The organism is Granulicella sp. dw_53 (assembly GCF_018449545.1).
Classification (GTDB): Bacteria; Acidobacteriota; Terriglobia; order Terriglobales; family Acidobacteriaceae; genus Edaphobacter.
The window spans coordinates 1-15225 of the sequence record NZ_JAAVUR010000006.1 but is presented as its reverse complement, the minus strand read 5'-3'; the positions used below and the strand labels follow the sequence as shown (position 1 = coordinate 15225).

General features: G+C 59.8%; 15 protein-coding genes. 10 read left to right on the top strand and 5 right to left on the bottom strand.

What is annotated here, in order from left to right; genetic code table 11:
- Window positions 1-110: 110 nt before the first annotated feature.
- Window positions 111-758 (bottom strand): HD domain-containing protein, encoded by a 648-nt coding sequence (locus HB393_RS10635; protein ID WP_213805157.1) that lies wholly within the window; start codon window positions 756-758, stop codon window positions 111-113.
- Between the two features lie 118 nt (window positions 759-876).
- Here HB393_RS10635 and HB393_RS10630 point away from each other — a divergent pair, with 118 nt between their 5' ends.
- The 4 genes from HB393_RS10630 to HB393_RS10615 all read left to right on the top strand — a co-directional run bounded on the left by HB393_RS10630 (window position 877) and on the right by HB393_RS10615 (window position 5700).
- On the top strand, window positions 877-2112 hold the full coding sequence (locus HB393_RS10630; protein WP_213805156.1) for a sodium:proton antiporter: 1236 nt from the start codon (window positions 877-879) through the stop codon (window positions 2110-2112).
- Between the two features lie 115 nt (window positions 2113-2227).
- Window positions 2228-3160 carry a winged helix-turn-helix domain-containing protein gene (locus HB393_RS10625; RefSeq protein ID WP_255550981.1) on the top strand — a complete coding sequence of 311 codons (933 nt, stop codon included), beginning with the start codon at window positions 2228-2230 and terminating at the stop codon, window positions 3158-3160.
- 117 nt (window positions 3161-3277) lie between these two features.
- Window positions 3278-4678, top strand: coding sequence for a hypothetical protein (locus HB393_RS10620; RefSeq protein ID WP_213805155.1), 1401 nt, complete (start codon window positions 3278-3280; stop codon window positions 4676-4678).
- Window positions 4679-4773: 95 nt separating this feature from the next.
- The gene (locus tag HB393_RS10615) at window positions 4774-5700 is read left to right on the top strand and encodes a polysaccharide deacetylase family protein (protein WP_213805154.1); all 927 of its coding nucleotides are present in this window, start codon (window positions 4774-4776) and stop codon (window positions 5698-5700) included.
- Window positions 5701-5886: 186 nt separating this feature from the next.
- Here the strand turns inward: HB393_RS10615 and rmuC are convergent, their stop codons facing one another.
- On the bottom strand, window positions 5887-7365 hold the full coding sequence (gene rmuC, locus HB393_RS10610) for a DNA recombination protein RmuC (protein ID WP_213805153.1): 1479 nt from the start codon (window positions 7363-7365) through the stop codon (window positions 5887-5889).
- A 272-nt stretch (window positions 7366-7637) separates the two neighbouring features.
- Between rmuC and HB393_RS10605 the strand changes: the two genes are divergently transcribed.
- Complete coding sequence (locus HB393_RS10605; RefSeq protein WP_213805152.1) at window positions 7638-7922, top strand: hypothetical protein; 285 nt, start codon at window positions 7638-7640, stop codon at window positions 7920-7922.
- 85 nt (window positions 7923-8007) lie between these two features.
- On the opposite strand, the gene HB393_RS10600 is transcribed toward HB393_RS10605, so the two are convergent.
- Complete coding sequence (locus HB393_RS10600; RefSeq protein WP_213805151.1) at window positions 8008-8754, bottom strand: SDR family NAD(P)-dependent oxidoreductase; 747 nt, start codon at window positions 8752-8754, stop codon at window positions 8008-8010.
- Between the two features lie 185 nt (window positions 8755-8939).
- Between HB393_RS10600 and HB393_RS10595 the strand changes: the two genes are divergently transcribed.
- Window positions 8940-9362 (top strand): helix-turn-helix domain-containing protein, encoded by a 423-nt coding sequence (locus tag HB393_RS10595; RefSeq protein WP_345945143.1) that lies wholly within the window; start codon window positions 8940-8942, stop codon window positions 9360-9362.
- Between the two features lie 8 nt (window positions 9363-9370).
- On the opposite strand, the gene HB393_RS10590 is transcribed toward HB393_RS10595, so the two are convergent.
- Both HB393_RS10590 and folP read right to left on the bottom strand, forming a co-directional pair.
- Window positions 9371-10150 (bottom strand): hypothetical protein, encoded by a 780-nt coding sequence (locus HB393_RS10590; protein ID WP_213805150.1) that lies wholly within the window; start codon window positions 10148-10150, stop codon window positions 9371-9373.
- Between the two features lie 101 nt (window positions 10151-10251).
- A complete protein-coding gene (gene folP / locus HB393_RS10585) occupies window positions 10252-11127 on the bottom strand; it encodes a dihydropteroate synthase (RefSeq protein ID WP_213805149.1) in 876 nt (291 codons plus the stop codon).
- Window positions 11128-11205: 78 nt separating this feature from the next.
- On the opposite strand from folP, the gene dacB reads away from it, so the two are divergent.
- The 4 genes from dacB to lipA are packed head-to-tail and all read left to right on the top strand — an operon-like array spanning window position 11206 to window position 14640.
- Window positions 11206-12852 (top strand): D-alanyl-D-alanine carboxypeptidase/D-alanyl-D-alanine-endopeptidase, encoded by a 1647-nt coding sequence (gene dacB, locus HB393_RS10580; RefSeq protein ID WP_213805148.1) that lies wholly within the window; start codon window positions 11206-11208, stop codon window positions 12850-12852.
- A 54-nt stretch (window positions 12853-12906) separates the two neighbouring features.
- The gene (locus HB393_RS10575; RefSeq protein ID WP_345945142.1) at window positions 12907-13257 is read left to right on the top strand and encodes a cytochrome c; all 351 of its coding nucleotides are present in this window, start codon (window positions 12907-12909) and stop codon (window positions 13255-13257) included.
- A complete protein-coding gene (locus HB393_RS10570; protein WP_213805147.1) occupies window positions 13254-13655 on the top strand; it encodes a hypothetical protein in 402 nt (133 codons plus the stop codon). Before HB393_RS10575 ends, HB393_RS10570 begins: the two co-directional genes overlap by 4 nt.
- 49 nt (window positions 13656-13704) lie before the next feature.
- Entirely contained in the window at window positions 13705-14640 is a 936-nt protein-coding gene (gene lipA / locus HB393_RS10565; protein WP_213805146.1) for a lipoyl synthase, read from the top strand.
- Window positions 14641-15225 lie beyond the last annotated feature (585 nt).

The window sequence follows — 15225 nt, the reverse complement described above, 5'->3', positions numbered from 1 at the left end:
AGCAGCGAGTCCCGGCTTACCGTAGCGGGATGAGAGGCGGGAAGTCCTGAGCTTGGTCTGAAAGACTCTGAATACTTCTGAAAAGGATGGTTTGTGGGCGGCGGGGTAAGTTACTCCGAGATCTCGGAGAGCATTCCATCGTAGAAGGCTTGAAGTGCCCGCTCTCGTTCGTGCGCCAGCCTTCGTCCGGTCTCTGTCTGGAATCCATTCGAGAGCCGGAGAAGTTTCTTCGGGAAGTGGTCCAGTGCGAAGGCGCTATCGTTCAGTGGGCGCGTTTCGCCATGCGGATCGAGAGGGTGGTAGAGACTCGATCCCATTCTGCCTGCCGTATAGAAGCACCGGGCGATACCTGTAAACCCAATGGCATCGAGGCGATCGGCGTCCTGAAGAATGCGGCCTTCGAGCGAGGCAGGTTGCAAGCCGGCTGAGAAGCTGTGGCTTTCGATGGCTTCGGCCACTGTGTCGATACGGTCGCTCACCCAACCCAGCGAAGCGAGGAGCTGTCGAGCTTTTTGAGCCGCGAGCCGCGAAGCATTCGCCCGCTCCGGGGAGTCTTTTGCGATCTGGACGCAATCGTGGAGTAAGACGGCGGCGGCGATCAACTCCAGATCTCCGCCTTCTTCCGCGTGGATCGTTCTGGCGTTCTTCCAAACACGGGTGAGGTGAGACAGATCGTGCGATCCATCGTCGAAGTCGCCGTTGGCTGGAAGCAGTACCCGGGCGAGTTCTTCGTGCGGGGTAAAACGATCGGACGGCATGAGCACTATTTTAGGTGCTAAGCCAGTTGGGTGCCGGGTGGCGATCTGCCGGACCAACCGAGCGGACACGAGCAGCAACTCTCAATCGATCTGAATCAAGTAGGCTCGAGTGAGAGCCATGACTACACTTTCACTAGTCAGCATCATCATCACCGCAGCAGCTCTCTTTGGCTGGCTGAGCGTGCGCGTCTGCCGACTTCCTATCACCATCGGCACGATGCTGCTCACGGTGATCTCGTCCATCGTCATGATTGTGTTGGGCCATGTCTTTCCGGGGTTGCATGCCTGGAGCATGACCCTGGTCGGCCGGATTCGATTTGAGGAATTGATCCTTCATGGAATGCTGGGTTTGCTTCTGTTTGCAGGCGCATTTCTTCTGGACCTTCTCTACCTTTCCCGAGAAAAACTCGCGGTGGGTCTCCTTTCGGTTATCGGCACACTCCTTTCGACGGCTGCTCTGGCTGGTGTCATGCACTGGCTTCTGCCGGTTTTTGGGATCGCTGCTCCGTGGATTGAATGCCTTTTCTTCGGCGCGTTGATCTCTCCCACTGATCCGGTCGCCGTACTCGAGATGTTGCACCGGGTGGGTGTTCCCAAGAATATCCAGGCGCAACTTGCTGGGGAATCGCTGTTTAATGACGGCATCGGAGCGGTTCTCTTCCTTGCGGTGCTGGAAGCCTCGCGAGGGGAAGCTCCATCCATTGGACACATAGGGCTCCTGCTGATGCTGAAGTCCAGTGGTGGACTCCTGTTGGGCATCGCCCTTGCATGGACGGCCTCCGAACTGATGCGGCGTGTCGAAGCTTACCAAATTGAAATACTGCTCACCTTATCGCTCGCTTTGGGTGGTTATGCTTTGGCGGAGACGTTACGCCTTTCGGCTCCGCTCGAAGCGGTTGCAGCCGGACTGGCACTTCGCCGGTTCAACATGAATCATTTGCATGCCGAAATCTCCCACGAATCCTTAGATCGGTTCTGGAGGGTGATTGATGAAGTTCAGAACGCGATTCTCTTCGTTCTGCTGGGCTTTGAAGTGCTCGCTATCCCTTTTACGCAGCGAACCTTCGAGTCGGGCGGACTTGCGATTCTTTCCGTGACCGTGGTCCGTATTCTGGTCGTCACGCTCGTTTTGGGGTTGGTGCGACTGTTGCAGCCCGGGCATAAATCTTCCCTCCTCACGCTCAGTTGGGGCGGCTTACGCGGCGGTCTGTCGATAGCACTTGCCCTTTCCGTACCGGACCTTCAGAGCCGTACCTGGATTCTTGCAACAACGTATCTCGTAGTCGTCTTTTCCGTCGTGCTGCAGGGGGGTACTCTTGACCTTTTCCTGAAGCGGATCGGTAGGTTCGAATGACGCGACCGACCTTATCCCAGGTTCTTTGTCGCGTCGCTGCGTTTCTTCATGGTGTCGATATAATCGGCGGGCGTAGCTTTCTACTTCGAGATAGAGGGTGATCGACCGGGCCTGTATGGAGCGCACTACTACGACATTGCTTCGCATCGGCGCATGGTGCGTCAATCCGGCTGCTGGCGAGATCTCGCGGGATGGCGAGAGCGTTCGGCTGGAGGCGCGGACGATGCGTCTGCTGCTTTGTCTGGCGGAGCATGCTGGCGAGGTCGTGAGTATCGATACGTTGCTCGAGCAGGCTTGGTCTGGGGTGACTGTTTCGACGGACTCTGTCTATCAGGCTGTGGCTTCGTTGCGCCGTCTGCTGGGCGACGATCCTAAGCAGCCTGTTTATATTGCGACGGTGCCGCGGCTGGGGTATCGGATGGTGGCGGCGGTTCGTCCGTGGGCCGATTCTTCTGTTGCGCAGGCGGGGACTTTGGATTCGGCTTCGGAGGTCTCGGATATGGCGATGCCGATTTCGAGGCCGCTTCGTGGAGTGGGTTTTGTGTTGGCTGGTGTTGCGGTGATTTGCTTTGTGGGTGTCGTTGTCTTGTTTGTCTACGGGGTGGGGATTGGTCATCGGGTGGCTCCGAGTGCCTTTGCTTCGCAGCCCGCGAAGTCGATTGCCGTGCTGCCGTTTCTGGATTTGACCGAAGGGATGAATGAGGAGCCCTTTGCCGATGGTATGACGGAGGAGCTGATCGACAAGCTCAGCAAGGTGCCGGGGCTGCGGGTGCCGGGTCCTACTTCGTCGTTCTATTTCAAAGGGAAGCTGGTGCCTGTCGGCGAGATTGCGAAGGCGTTGGGGGTTGCCTATGTGCTGGATGGGAGTGTACGCAAGTCGGGCGGGAGGCTAAGGGTTGCTGCGCGGTTGATTCGCGCGGACAACGGGTTTGTCGTCTGGACGGAGAGCTATGACCGGCCCTTCGATGACATCCTGATGGTCCAGGATGACATCGCTGGGGAGGTGACGAAGGCGTTGCGGACGTCTAGTGAGTTCAAGGGGCGTTGACGCTATTACCGTCGTGGGATTGTGCTCTCGTTTTCTTGGGGGCGAGGGCGATTTTGCGTTAGCCGAGGGACGAAGTGTGGCTAGACTGTGTGCATGCTGGAGGATCCGCTAGCTCGGATGCGGGAGCAGGCAGCACGATCGCAGCCGGCGGTGCGTGCGGCGGCGATGTTGCGGATCGCACGGGTGCAGACTGCTGTGGACAGGGGCCGGGCGCGGATCACGTTCGAGATGGCGCTGGAGGAGGCGCGGCGGCTTGCGGGCCGCGATCGCGATGCTCTTCTGGAGCAGGCGAGGTGGGTGGCGGCGGCGGTTGCGCCGGAGTTGTTGGAGACGATTCCTGCCGGGAGGAATGGGTCCCATGAGCAGTTCAACTCGGAGATGCTGGTCCGGATCATGCTCGACCATGGACAGATGGACGCGGTGTTTGAGTATGTGACTTGTCATGGCGATCCATCTACGTTTCCGTTCCGGCATGCGGGGAATCTGATGCTTCTGCTGGAGGATGCGGGACGGCGGGTGGAGGTGTTGCGATGCGCGGTGCAGGCGTGGCGGGGGTCGTGGGAGGATGGCTTTCTCTGGTTGTTCTCGTCGCAGTGGAAGGTGTTGCCTGAGGAAGAGGCGCGGGAGGTGATGCGCGAGATTGTGCAGGTGACTTTGAGGCTGCCCGATTCGCCGATGACGGCGACGTATGACGAGGGAGAGCTGCGGATCACCTCGACGCGGGAGCATACGTTGTTTCAGGTGTGGCATGTCGTTCTGCGGCTGGATGGGCAGTTGGCGAGGTCCTTGATCGCCAGGTATGAACAGCTCGCCGCGGCTGTGCGGCGTTATCCCAAGGGGATGGATTCTATTCGGGAGGAAGGCGAAGAGCGGCGGAAGAAGTCTGGAGACAGTTGTGTCGGCGGAGTCGTCATGAGTGGAAGTGGGCGGGACCTCAACTCCATGAGGGCACTGCTGCAGGCGTCGAAGGATGGGGATTTCGGACCGCCGATTGAACATGCGCTCGAAAGCTATGAGGAAGATACGGCGGTGGATAGCCCGAATGAGGCTCCGAAGGCGTTCTGGCCTTCTACCGGCAGCTTTCGAAGCATCTTCTACAGCGCGGGGAAGCGGCTTGGGCGGGAGGCGGAGATCTATCTCGATCGGGTTCCGGATGACGACCTGCGGCTGTTTGCGCAGATCGAGCTGGCGGCGGCTCTGGCTGGACTGCCGGAGCTGCAGGGATTGTGGCAGCAGTATCGGCCACGGCGTGGGGGTGGGTCGCCAAGGGGTTCAGTTCGCGGCGGGATGCTCGGAGGGGAGGAGCCCTTCCGCAGTCCGGATGGGGCTCTGGTGCGCTGCCCGAGGTGTAGTGCTTCGCCGAATGCGAGGGAGCGCTGGGTCTGCAGGTGTGGGCATGTCTGGAATACGTTTCATACGCGTGGGCTTTGTCCGGCGTGCCGCTACCAATGGGAGGTGACCGGGTGTCATCGATGTGGGGAGGAGTCTCCGCATGACGAGTGGTATGGGGCTTCGTAAGGTGATATTCGGAGTGGGTGGAGTACGGGTACACTTTTCTGGTGACTGTGATCTCTGTTGCGATTTCTCTCCTAAGGGTGGAGCTGTCGCGCCTCGTGCGTTTGGGGTGTGTGCTCTTTGTGTTTGGTTTGGGTGCTGGGGTTCGTCCTTGCCTTCTGCATGCTCGGCAGGTTGCGATCACGATCGACGATCTTCCCTTTGCGGATAAGGCCTCGTGCGATTTTGAGGAGACCAGATCCGTCACGCGGCGATTGATGGAGCCTGTTCAGGCGCAGAAGGTTCCGGTTGCGGGGTTTGTGATTGGGGAGAGGTGCGGCAACCTTACGGAAGAGCAGCGGCGGGATCTATTGCGCGTCTGGCTGGATGCGGGAGCAGAGCTGGGGAATCATACCTGGTCGCATCCGGATCTCAATGACACGCCGCTGCCGAAGTATGAGGAGGAGATTCTGCGGACGGATGCGGAGCTTCGAGGGCCGCTGGGTGTGGCTCGGGTACGATACTTTCGCGCTCCGTACCTGCATGATGGGGCTACGTCTGCGGTGAAGGATTGGCTTCATGCGTTTTTAGCCGAGCATGGGTATCGAGAGGCTCCGGTTACGATTGACGATAGTGATTGGATGTTTGCTTCTGTGTACGGCCGTGCGCTTGATACGCATGATGCTGCTCTCGCACGGCGTGTTCGCGAGGCTTACATTCCTTATATGCAGAGCGTGGTGGAGTTCTTCGAGAGGCGATCGGTGGAGGTGTTGGGGAGGGAGTGTCCCCAGGTCTTGCTGATCCATGCGAGCAGGCTGAATGCGGAGATGCTGCCTGCGCTCTTGCAGATGTTCAGGGATAGAGGCTATGAGTTTGTCAGTCTGGAAAGCGCGATGAGCGATAGTGCGTATCGACTGCGGGATGGGTATGTTGGGCGTAAGGGGTTGTCGTGGATTCATCGCTGGGGGATTGGCAAAGGGCAGGCGGTTCAGCTTGAGCCGGATGAGCCGCGATGGATTAGCGATATGGTGAAGGCTCAGAGGTAGGTGCTTCTTGTAAGACATGAAGAGGATGGGTGCTTCGAGCAAGCCGCAGGTCCTTCGACTGCACCACTCGCGGTGAGGCTGCGAGTGGCTTCGATCAGGATGACAATTTTTATGTGGCAATTTTAGTTACAAATAAATTTAGAACATCATTGTAAACGGCATGACTCTCTCCGATTCAGGGCTGCGCTAGTCCTCTTCGCCAGCGGCGGCGAGGAGGGGAGCGATGCCGTCGAAGGCCAGGACGTTATCGGGGGTGGAGCCGGTTTCGCTGACCTCGCGGAGGGTGCGGTCGATGGCTCGGGTGCGTACGCCTAGTTTCTGGATGGTGTTTTGGACGGTGCCTACCTGGTCTTCCATCTTGGACATGAGGGTGCCGAACTTGCCGAACTCGGTCTTGGTGGAGGCGAGGACCTTCCAGACTTCGTCGCCCTTTTCCTGGATGGCGAGCATGTGGAATCCCATCTGGAAGCTGGTGAGGATGGCGGAGAGGGTGCTGGGGCCGGCGATGGTGACCTGGCATTTGGACTGGATCTCGGCTTGGAGGGAGTCCCGGCGCATGACCTCGGCGTAGAGGCCTTCGGTGGGGAGGAACATGATGGCGTGGGGCGTGGTGATGGGCGGGTTGATGTACTTTTTGCAGATGCGTTCGCCCTCGGTGCGGATGGCGGCCTCGAAGGCCTTGCCGGCGGCGGCGACGGCTTCGGGGCTGTTGGACTCGTATGCTGCTTCGAGGCGCTCCCAGTCTTCGCGGGGAAACTTGGCGTCGATGGGGAGGAGGGTCTCGCCAGAGTGGCCGGGGAAGCGGACGGCGAACTCGACGACCTCCTGGGTGCCCTCTTTGACGCGGGCGTTACGGACGAACTGGCTGGGGGCGAGCATCTGTTCGAGGAGCATGCCGAGCTGGACCTCCGCAAAGCCGCCGCGGGATTTGACGTTGGTGAAGATGCGGGAGAGGTCGTTGACGCCCTCGGAGAGGCGGGTCATCTCGCCGAGGCCGGAGTGGACCTTGGTGAGCTGGTCGGTGACCTGGCCGAAGGACTCGGTGAGGCGAGCTTGTAACGTCGACTGGAGCTTTTCATCGACGGTGACACGCATCTGTTCGAGCTTGGCTTCGTTGTCGGTGTTGAGTTTATCGAGGCGGGCTTCGACGGAGGTGCGGAGCTTATCCTGCAGGCCGGTGTTGCTGGTCATGAGGTCGGCGAGCTTGGCGTTGAGGGATTCGCGGAGGCTGGTGTGCTGCTGGGTGGTTTCGGCGGTGAAGGCGGAGAGGCGCTGGCTGAGGGCTTCGAGCTGATTGTGGACGGACAGGGTAAGGGCGGAGGCGGCTGTCTTGTTGTCTTCGCGGAAGCTGCCGAGGCCGCTTTGCAGGGTCTGGCCCAGGGTGGCGATGTTCTGGGAGATTTCGACGCGAAGGGAGGTGGAGGCTTTGTCTGCCTCTTCGCGGGTGCGTTGGGCCTCTGCGGAGAAGTCGGAGCGCAACTGGGTGAGGGTGCTGCGGATGTGGGCGTCGAGGCCTTCGGCGCGCGCATCGAGGCGGGTGAGCTGATCGGGGAGCTGGAGGAGGCGGGGATCGGCCGGCGTCGCGGCACTGGATCTGCGAAGAAGGAGGATGAGGCAGATCAGGTTGATAGCGAGCAGAGCCAGAACGAGATAGCTAGAGAGCATGTTCGTATTTCCTTCTCCCCAGAGGATAACGCGGGAAGAGATTTCGAGGGAGCAGTTGTGTCGAAATCCCGCGAAATGATAGGTTTTTTGAGATACAAAAAGCTGGATCGAGCGTCTCTCTGAAAGATTCGGGAATCTGAGGGGCGAGGCGAAGGATTTGGCCTAGAGTGCATCTCATTGCATAATGCAGGACGATCTTTTCGCATTGAGACTCCACCGCGCAAGACGATCTTTGCATAAAAGCGAAAACCATCCCCCAGGAGTGACACATTATGGCAAAGACGCAGATGGCAAAGACGCAGAAGGAAGAGTTCGAGGATCCAATCCGAGGGATCGGCGCGGATTCTACGGCGACGTTCGACAACTCCAGCAGCAACCCGACGGAGCGTGCCAGCAGCGAAGTGCTGGACGAGGCTCTGGACGAGGGGACGGCGGTGGAGGATGAGGAAGTCGATGTCGACGTCGAGTTAGAAGACGAAGATGAAGATGATGACGACGAAGATGAGGATGACGACGAGGATGATGAGGACGAGGAGTCGCCGGTGATGGTGATGTGATCTTGCGCCAGGGATGCTGCTGCGACCTTCGGCCTCTGCGTGGTGGGCAGGGCCGAGGGTCGTATTGCGTTAGGTCGGTTGCGTGTTAGTGGTTGATCTTGGAGAAGGTGGGATACAGGTTCTCGCTAACGCCGCCGGTGTAGAAGAACTTTGCTCCGGCGACCTTCAGTTCGACTTCATCGGATGCCAGATCCTGCATAGCAGCGGCAATAAAATCTCTCAGCGGCATTGCGCCACCGCCTGTGTTGCCAACGAACAGATCGGTTTCAACCAAGGGCGGAGCCAGCTCGATCACCTTGACCGAAGTATTCTTCAACTGCTCCCGCAGGGACATGCTGAAGGAGTGCACGAAGGCTTTGGAAGCGGAGTAGATGGGCGCACGCGCGTTGGGGACGAAGGCCAGACCCGAAGAGATGTTGATGACGGTCGATGCGGCCTGCTGTCGCAGTTGAGGCAGAAAGGCAGACGTCATGCGCAGTACGCCGCTGATGTTGGTCTGGATCTCCGAGTTGAGAGTTTCGTCGTTCAGAACCGGATCGGAGTCGGAGCTGAAGTTGAGGAAGTTCAGGATGCCCGCGTTGTTGATCAGTACGTTCAGGCTGGGGAAGCGCATCTTGATCTCTGCTGCAGCGTGGGTGATGCTGTCGAGGCTTGCGGTATCGAGGGTGAGGAACTCCATGCCGGGGTTGGCGGCGGTTGTCTCGGCGAGGACGGATTCGCGGCGGCCCGCGATGATGACGGTGTTGCCGAGTTTATGGAAGGCTTCTGCAAGTCCGCGGCCGATTCCGGAGCCGCCGCCGGCGATTAGAATGGTGTTGTCTGTGGTCTTCATATCGATCTCCAAAGAGCGAATTGCGTGAGTCTCAACGTCATCGCAATTTTTTGCTCCAACAGCATAGTAGGCGTGCGGAATCGACATCGAGAAGTAGGCACTTTCAAGTTCGATAGGCACCGCCGGGAGAGTGTGGCATGGCATCGGAATAGTTCGCCGAAGAGCAGAAACGAAGGATCGCTGCGGTGCTGGCCGCCATGCAAGATCATCCTCCGCCGCGTGAGACAAATCCGGAACTCGACAAGCTGGTGACGGAGATTATCGGACGAGTGGCCGATAAGTGGACGATGCTGGTGCTGGAGATCCTGACCGAGAACGAGCGGTTGCGATTTACGCGAATCGCAGAGCAGTTGGAGGGGATCAGCCAGAAGATGCTGACCAAGACGCTGCGCCAGATGGAGCGGGATGGGCTGTTGCAGCGGACGGTGTATCCGGTGGTGCCGCCGCATGTGGAGTATCAGCTTACAGAGCTGGGCCTCAGTCTGAGCGCGGCGTTCTGCGGCGTGTGGATGTGGGCGGAGAAGAATCGTGGAGAGCTGCTGCGGGCGCGGGCGCAGTTTGACGCTACGCCCGCAGCGGGTGTTCCGCAGCCTCGTGTGGCTGTTTAGCGAGAGAGCTATGGGGTGGAGACGGTGCGGTTGATCCAGAGGATGTTATCCCAGCTAAGGACCTTGACGGTGCTGTCGAAGAGCTTGTCGTAGCTGCCGCCGGAGGTCTTGAGGGTGAACTCTTTGACGCGGTCGGGTGGGTTGGTGGTGGTGTTGCGGAGGATGTCGAGCACCTGCTCCTGGTGGGAGATCTGGTAGAAGGCGGGGGTCTTGGCGGAGTAGAACTTCGCGTCGTTGGGCTTGCCCTGGTTGCCGGAGCCGCGCTCGTACTTGATGTGGAGTTCGAGGTGTTCGCCGGACTTGGCGGCGAAGACCCAGTCCTGAATGTCGAGGATGGGACCCGACGCGCCGGAGGTGGTGGTGCGGCGCATGTCGTGCGTGGCCGCGGGCAGATAGTTGCCGAAGGGACCGGGCGCGTCGGAGGGATCTTCGGTGAGGCCGCCGATGATGAGCTGCACGTTGGCTCCGGTGGCATCCTTGGCGGGAGCGGCGAGGTAGACGAGGCGGTTGGAGCCATTGCCGAGGGGCTTGCCGTCGGGACCGTTGATGGTGATGCGGTCTACGAAGATGAGGCGGAGGTTGCAGTCTTTGGCTGGGCCTTGAGGGGCGACGTTGGAGGTGAAGCCCTCGGGGAAGAAGGATTTGAGGGCGGCGTCGGGGACTTTGAGGTCGATCTGGAAGCGGGTTTCGGAGCTGGTTTCGACGAGTGTCTGGGAGTGGCTGACGAGGGTGGTGGCAACGAGCGCAACTGTAGCCAGCACGGGATAGATCCGTTTGATGCTGCTCATGACTTTTCTCCGGTTGGAAACGGGCAGATAAGGGTATGGGAGTGCGATGGAATCCTACAGGATGGATTGCTGGGTGTGCGACTGACTTCAGCGTACGGGGTTCAGATGGCCGCGAGGGTGGCGTCGGCGATGAGGGCGGCTTCGCGGGCGGGGGCGGGGTCGTGGACGCGGAGGAGGTGGGCTCCGGCGAGGATGGCTGCGATGTTGGCGGCGAGGGTGGTGTGGAGGCGCGATGCGCTGGAGGCAGGCTGCGGCAGGGGTTTGGTGAGGAAGCCTTTGCGGGAGAGGCCAACGAGGATGGGGAGATTGAGAGCGTGGAGGGCTTCCAGGCGGGCGAGGAGGGTGTAGTTCTCCTGGCCTAGCTTGCCGAAGCCGAAGCCGGGGTCGAGGACGATCCGGTCGCGGGGGATTCCGGCGGCAGTGGTTGAGGCGACGCTCTTGGTCAGTCCGGTCAAGACCAAAGGAAGGATCTCTTCCGGCGCGAGATGCGGGAGGCTCTGCCAGGTTTGCGGTGTGCCGCGGGTGTGCATGAGGATTGCGCCGCATTGGAGGGCAGCGCAGGTGGAGGACATGGCGGGGTCCCAGGTGTGGCCGCTGACGTCGTTGACGATCTCGGCTCCGGCTTCGATGGCGTGTTTGGCGGTGGAGGCGTGGAAGGTGTCGATGGAGAGGATGGCTTCGGGGCGCGCCTTGAGGATGGCTTCGAGGATGGGAAGGGCGCGGGATTGCTCCTCGTCGGGAGAGATGGGGCTGGCGTTGGGACGAGTGGATTCGCCGCCGAGGTCGAGGATGTCGGCGCCTTCGTCGAGGAGATGGAGGGCTCGGTCGAGGGCTTTTTCGGGGGAGAAGAAGTGTCCTGCGTCGGAGAAGCTGTCAGGGGTGACGTTGAGGATGGCGAGGATGAGCGTGCGGGAGCCGAGGACGAGGGTGCGGGTGCGGAGGCGCCAGTCGAAGTTCGTGCGGCGGAGGAAGGGCATAGGTAGAGGGTAGAGGTTATGGCTTCGGGGTGGAAGAGATTTGCGTCGATGCGTCGATGACGGTGCTAGACTGCGCGGATGCGAGAGCTTGGTGCGGGTTTGAGGGTTGGAGTGCTGCTTTGGGCGGCGGTAGCAGGGATTTGCAGTGTGGGTTGGGGGCAGAGCGCGGGGCTTGCGGGACAGATTGAGGGGTTGCTGGCGGATCCTGTGGTGGCTCGGGCGCATTGGGGAATTATGGTGACGGCGATGGATGGGTCGCCGATCTATGCGATGAATGCGGGGCAGCTGTTTCAGCCGGCTAGTAATGCGAAGTTGTTCACTACGGCTGCGGCGTTGGCGATTATGGGTGGGGGAGCGACGTTCGAGACGAAGGTGATGGCCACAGGCATTTTTAGCGGGACTGAGCGGCTGCAGGGGAATCTGATACTGGTGGGCGGCGGGGATGCGAATCTTTCGGGAAGAGCGGTTCCCTACGTTGCGCCAGCTCTGAGGCCAAAGGCCGCTCCGGGCGCGCCTGCGTTGGCGGAGCCAGATCCGCTTCGCTATCTGGCGCAGATGGCGGATGGGATAGCGGCTACGGGGTTGAAGGTAGTGAACGGCGATGTGGTTGGGGATGACAGGCTGTTTCGGTGGGAGCCGTACGCGGAGGACTGGTCGATTGACGATACCGTATGGGGCTATGGAGCGCCTGTGTCTGCGCTGTCCATCAACGACAACCAGCTAAAAGTGACGGTGACTCCAGGTGCAGCGGTAGGGACGCCTGCGACGGTGATGATCGATCCGGCGGCTGCTTATTACACGTTGGATGTCTCCGGATTGAGGACGGGCGTTGCGAAGACAGGGAGTCATGTGCAGATGGAGCGCGCGCTGGGATCGAAGGTGCTGCGGCTGTACGGGACGATTGCAGTCGATGCGCCGCCCAACGTTGAGGAGGTCGCGATTCACGATCCGGCGGAGTATGCCGCGATGGCGCTTAAGGAATTGCTGGAGGCGAGAGGGATTGTTGTCTCGGGAGTGGCGCGGGCGAGACATTTGATTCCGGACGAGACTAAGGGTTTCCTGGAGCAAGTGAAGGAGGGGGTCCCCGCAGGCAGCTTGGGAGGGGGAATCGGGTGCGCGGTGGCTGCGGATGGGGGGAGCGCGTCGCAAGTGGAGGAACGGGTGATCGCATCTCATCGCTCCGCTCCGCTGGCGGAAGATGTGGTGGTGACGAACAAGGTAAGCCAGAATCTGCATGCGGAGATGTTGCTGCGGGATCTAGCGAGGCGTTCTCCTACTTCCTTATGCGACAGAGGCTGGACGATCGCCGAAGGGGCGCAGGTGATTCGTGCTTTTCTTACGACGATGGTGGGGATCGATAAGGATGATTTTGTGTTCTTCGATGGGTCGGGGTTGAGTGGGCATGATCTGGTGGCTCCGCGGGCTACGGTGCGGTTGTTGCGGTATGCGAGCACGCAGCCTTGGTTTGCGGATTGGAAGAGGAGTTTACCGGTGGGTGGAGAGGATGGGTCGCTGATCGAGCGGTTTGGGAAGGTTCCTTTGAAGGATCATGTGTTCGCCAAGACGGGGACGCTGGGAGAGGCGCGGGCTTTGAGTGGGTATCTGGATTGTGCGAGTGGGAAGACGGTGATCTTCTCGATCATGGTGGGGAATCATATGCCTCGGTCGAATGCGGATCGGGAGGCGATGGACAAGATTGTGGCGGCGATTGCGGCGGCTAATTGAGGATGTTCAACTTTGCTGCTCCTCACTGGCTGTTGCTTCTGCGAGAATGATGGGGTGAGAGTTTTCTTGTTCGGTCTGGGGATGGTTGCTGCGGTTGGGTTGATGGGATGCGAGGCGAATCCGAAGCCTACTCCGATCAATGAGTTGAAGCCGCGGGAGTTGCATGGGTATACGGTGTTTCAGTCGCGGTGCGGGGTTTGCCATTATGACCGCAAGGACGGGACGCGGCATGGTCCGGCGCTGGTTGGGCTGTACAAGAAGCGGGCGCTGCCGAGCGGAGCCGCTGCGACCGATGAGCGTGTGACGGCGACGATCCAGCATGGCCGCGGGATGATGCCGGCGATGGGAGATACGATCGATCCTCAGGATCTGGACGATCTGCTGATGTATCTGCACACACTATGAGCGAGATCGACGACATACGAGAGCCTGAGGCGGAAGAGGTCAGGAGGCTGAAGGCGAAGGCGCGCGGGATGCTGCCTGGAGTCGCGGCGATCTGCATGTTCATGCTGGTGCTGACGATGATCAACGCGTTTGCCGCTTTGCAGGGGCGTTTTGGCAGTGGGAGCGGCAAGTATGGCGTGTTGACGCTTTGTACGCTGCTGGGCGTGGGCATCTTCGGCTTGCTGCGGCTTTTGCGCTGGGGTTGGGCGCTGGTGCTGGCCGGTTGTCTGACGCTGTTTTTGGGGAATCTGTTCGTGTTTCAGAAGACGCATGCGGGGCCGTTCCTGATCCAGGGCCTGTTTGCGCTGGTGTTTTTTCTGTATCTGGTTCGGACGGAAGTGCGGGACCGATTGCGGTAAGCGCACGGACCGGTGCAGGACTGGCGCGAGGACGGATACAATTGTGGGGATGACTCCTCCTACGGCGCAGTTGAATGCCGAACTGGTCCAGATCGATCTGACGCCGCGCAAGCCGGCCAAGAAGCCCGAGTGGCTGAAGGCCAAGGCTCCGATGGGCGAGACCTTCCACAACCTGAAGAAGATGGCGCGTGAGCTGAACCTTCATACAGTGTGCGAGAGCGCGCAGTGCCCGAATATCGGGGAGTGCTGGAACCAGAAGTCGGCTACGTTCATGATGCTGGGAAATCTTTGCACGCGGCGCTGCGGCTTCTGCGCGGTGCCGAAGGGCCGGCCTGAGCCGATCGATTTCGACGAGCCGCGTCGGGTGGCTTATGCGGTGGCTCAGTTGGGGCTGGCGCATGCCGTGGTGACGAGCGTGAATCGCGATGACGACAATATGGGCGCGGCGCGGGCCTTTGTGAGCGTGATTGAAGAGATACGGCTGCAGGCTCCGGGGTGCCGGGTGGAGGTGCTGACGCCGGACTTCCAGGGGGTTGAAGAGGCTCTGCGGCTGGTGGTGGCGGCTGCTCCGGAGATTCTGAACCACAATATCGAGACCGTGCCGCGGCTGTATCGCGTGGCGAAGAGCGGCGGGCGGTACGAGCGGTCGCTGGCGTTCCTGCAGAAGGCCAAGGCGGTGGCGGCGGAGACCGGCGATACGATCGTGACCAAGACGGGCATCATCGTCGGGATGGGCGAGGAGATGCACGAGCTGCTGACGGTGTTCCGCGATCTGGCGGACCGTAAGGTGGACATTCTGACGATCGGGCAGTATCTGCGGCCTAGCCGGGACCATCTGCCGATGACTCGGTACTACACGCCGGATGAGTTCGCGTTCCTCAAGCACGAGGCCATGGGGATGGGCTTCCGGCATGTGGAGTCGGGTCCGCTGGTGCGGAGCAGCTACCATGCGCAGGAGCAGGCGGAGTCTACCGGACTGGCTTAGGTTGGTTCTCCCACTATCTCCAGGACCCTACCCCCCTTTGCCTGGGCGTAACCCGTTTCTTTTCATTCGTCCAGGCGGAGGGCCGGAGGGTAAATTCCTGGATCTTCATGGGTTACGTCCAAATATGCCTAGATCAATGAGTTACGTCGTGTGCAGAGCCTGATTTTTAAAGAACGAAGGCCCGGCGTGATGCTGGGCCTTTCCTTTTTGTCTTCTTGTTCTATTTTACCGAGTTGACCAAAACTAAAGTGCCACTTTGGCTGGGTTTATTTTTCTGGTTTAAAGAATTTAGAATGTGCTGTTTGCTGGTGCTGCGCCGGCGGGTGAAGGGCTTTTGGGGCTTGACAGGGTTCTCTGCATATTTAGATTTCTGCGATGCAGAGAGCGATGATTCCTTCGACTGCGCTTAGGGCTGCAAGAAAGCGTGTTTGGATTGCCTGTTCTCGCGCTTTCACCCTGTTATCACCAGTCAAAATTTTGTGGCATTGGTGTTCAGTAAACAGAAGACGACTGTCAGTTCTAATCTCGCGTCAATGAGTGCATTGGCGATTTGGCATCAATCCAGGAACATTCCTGACGAGATGC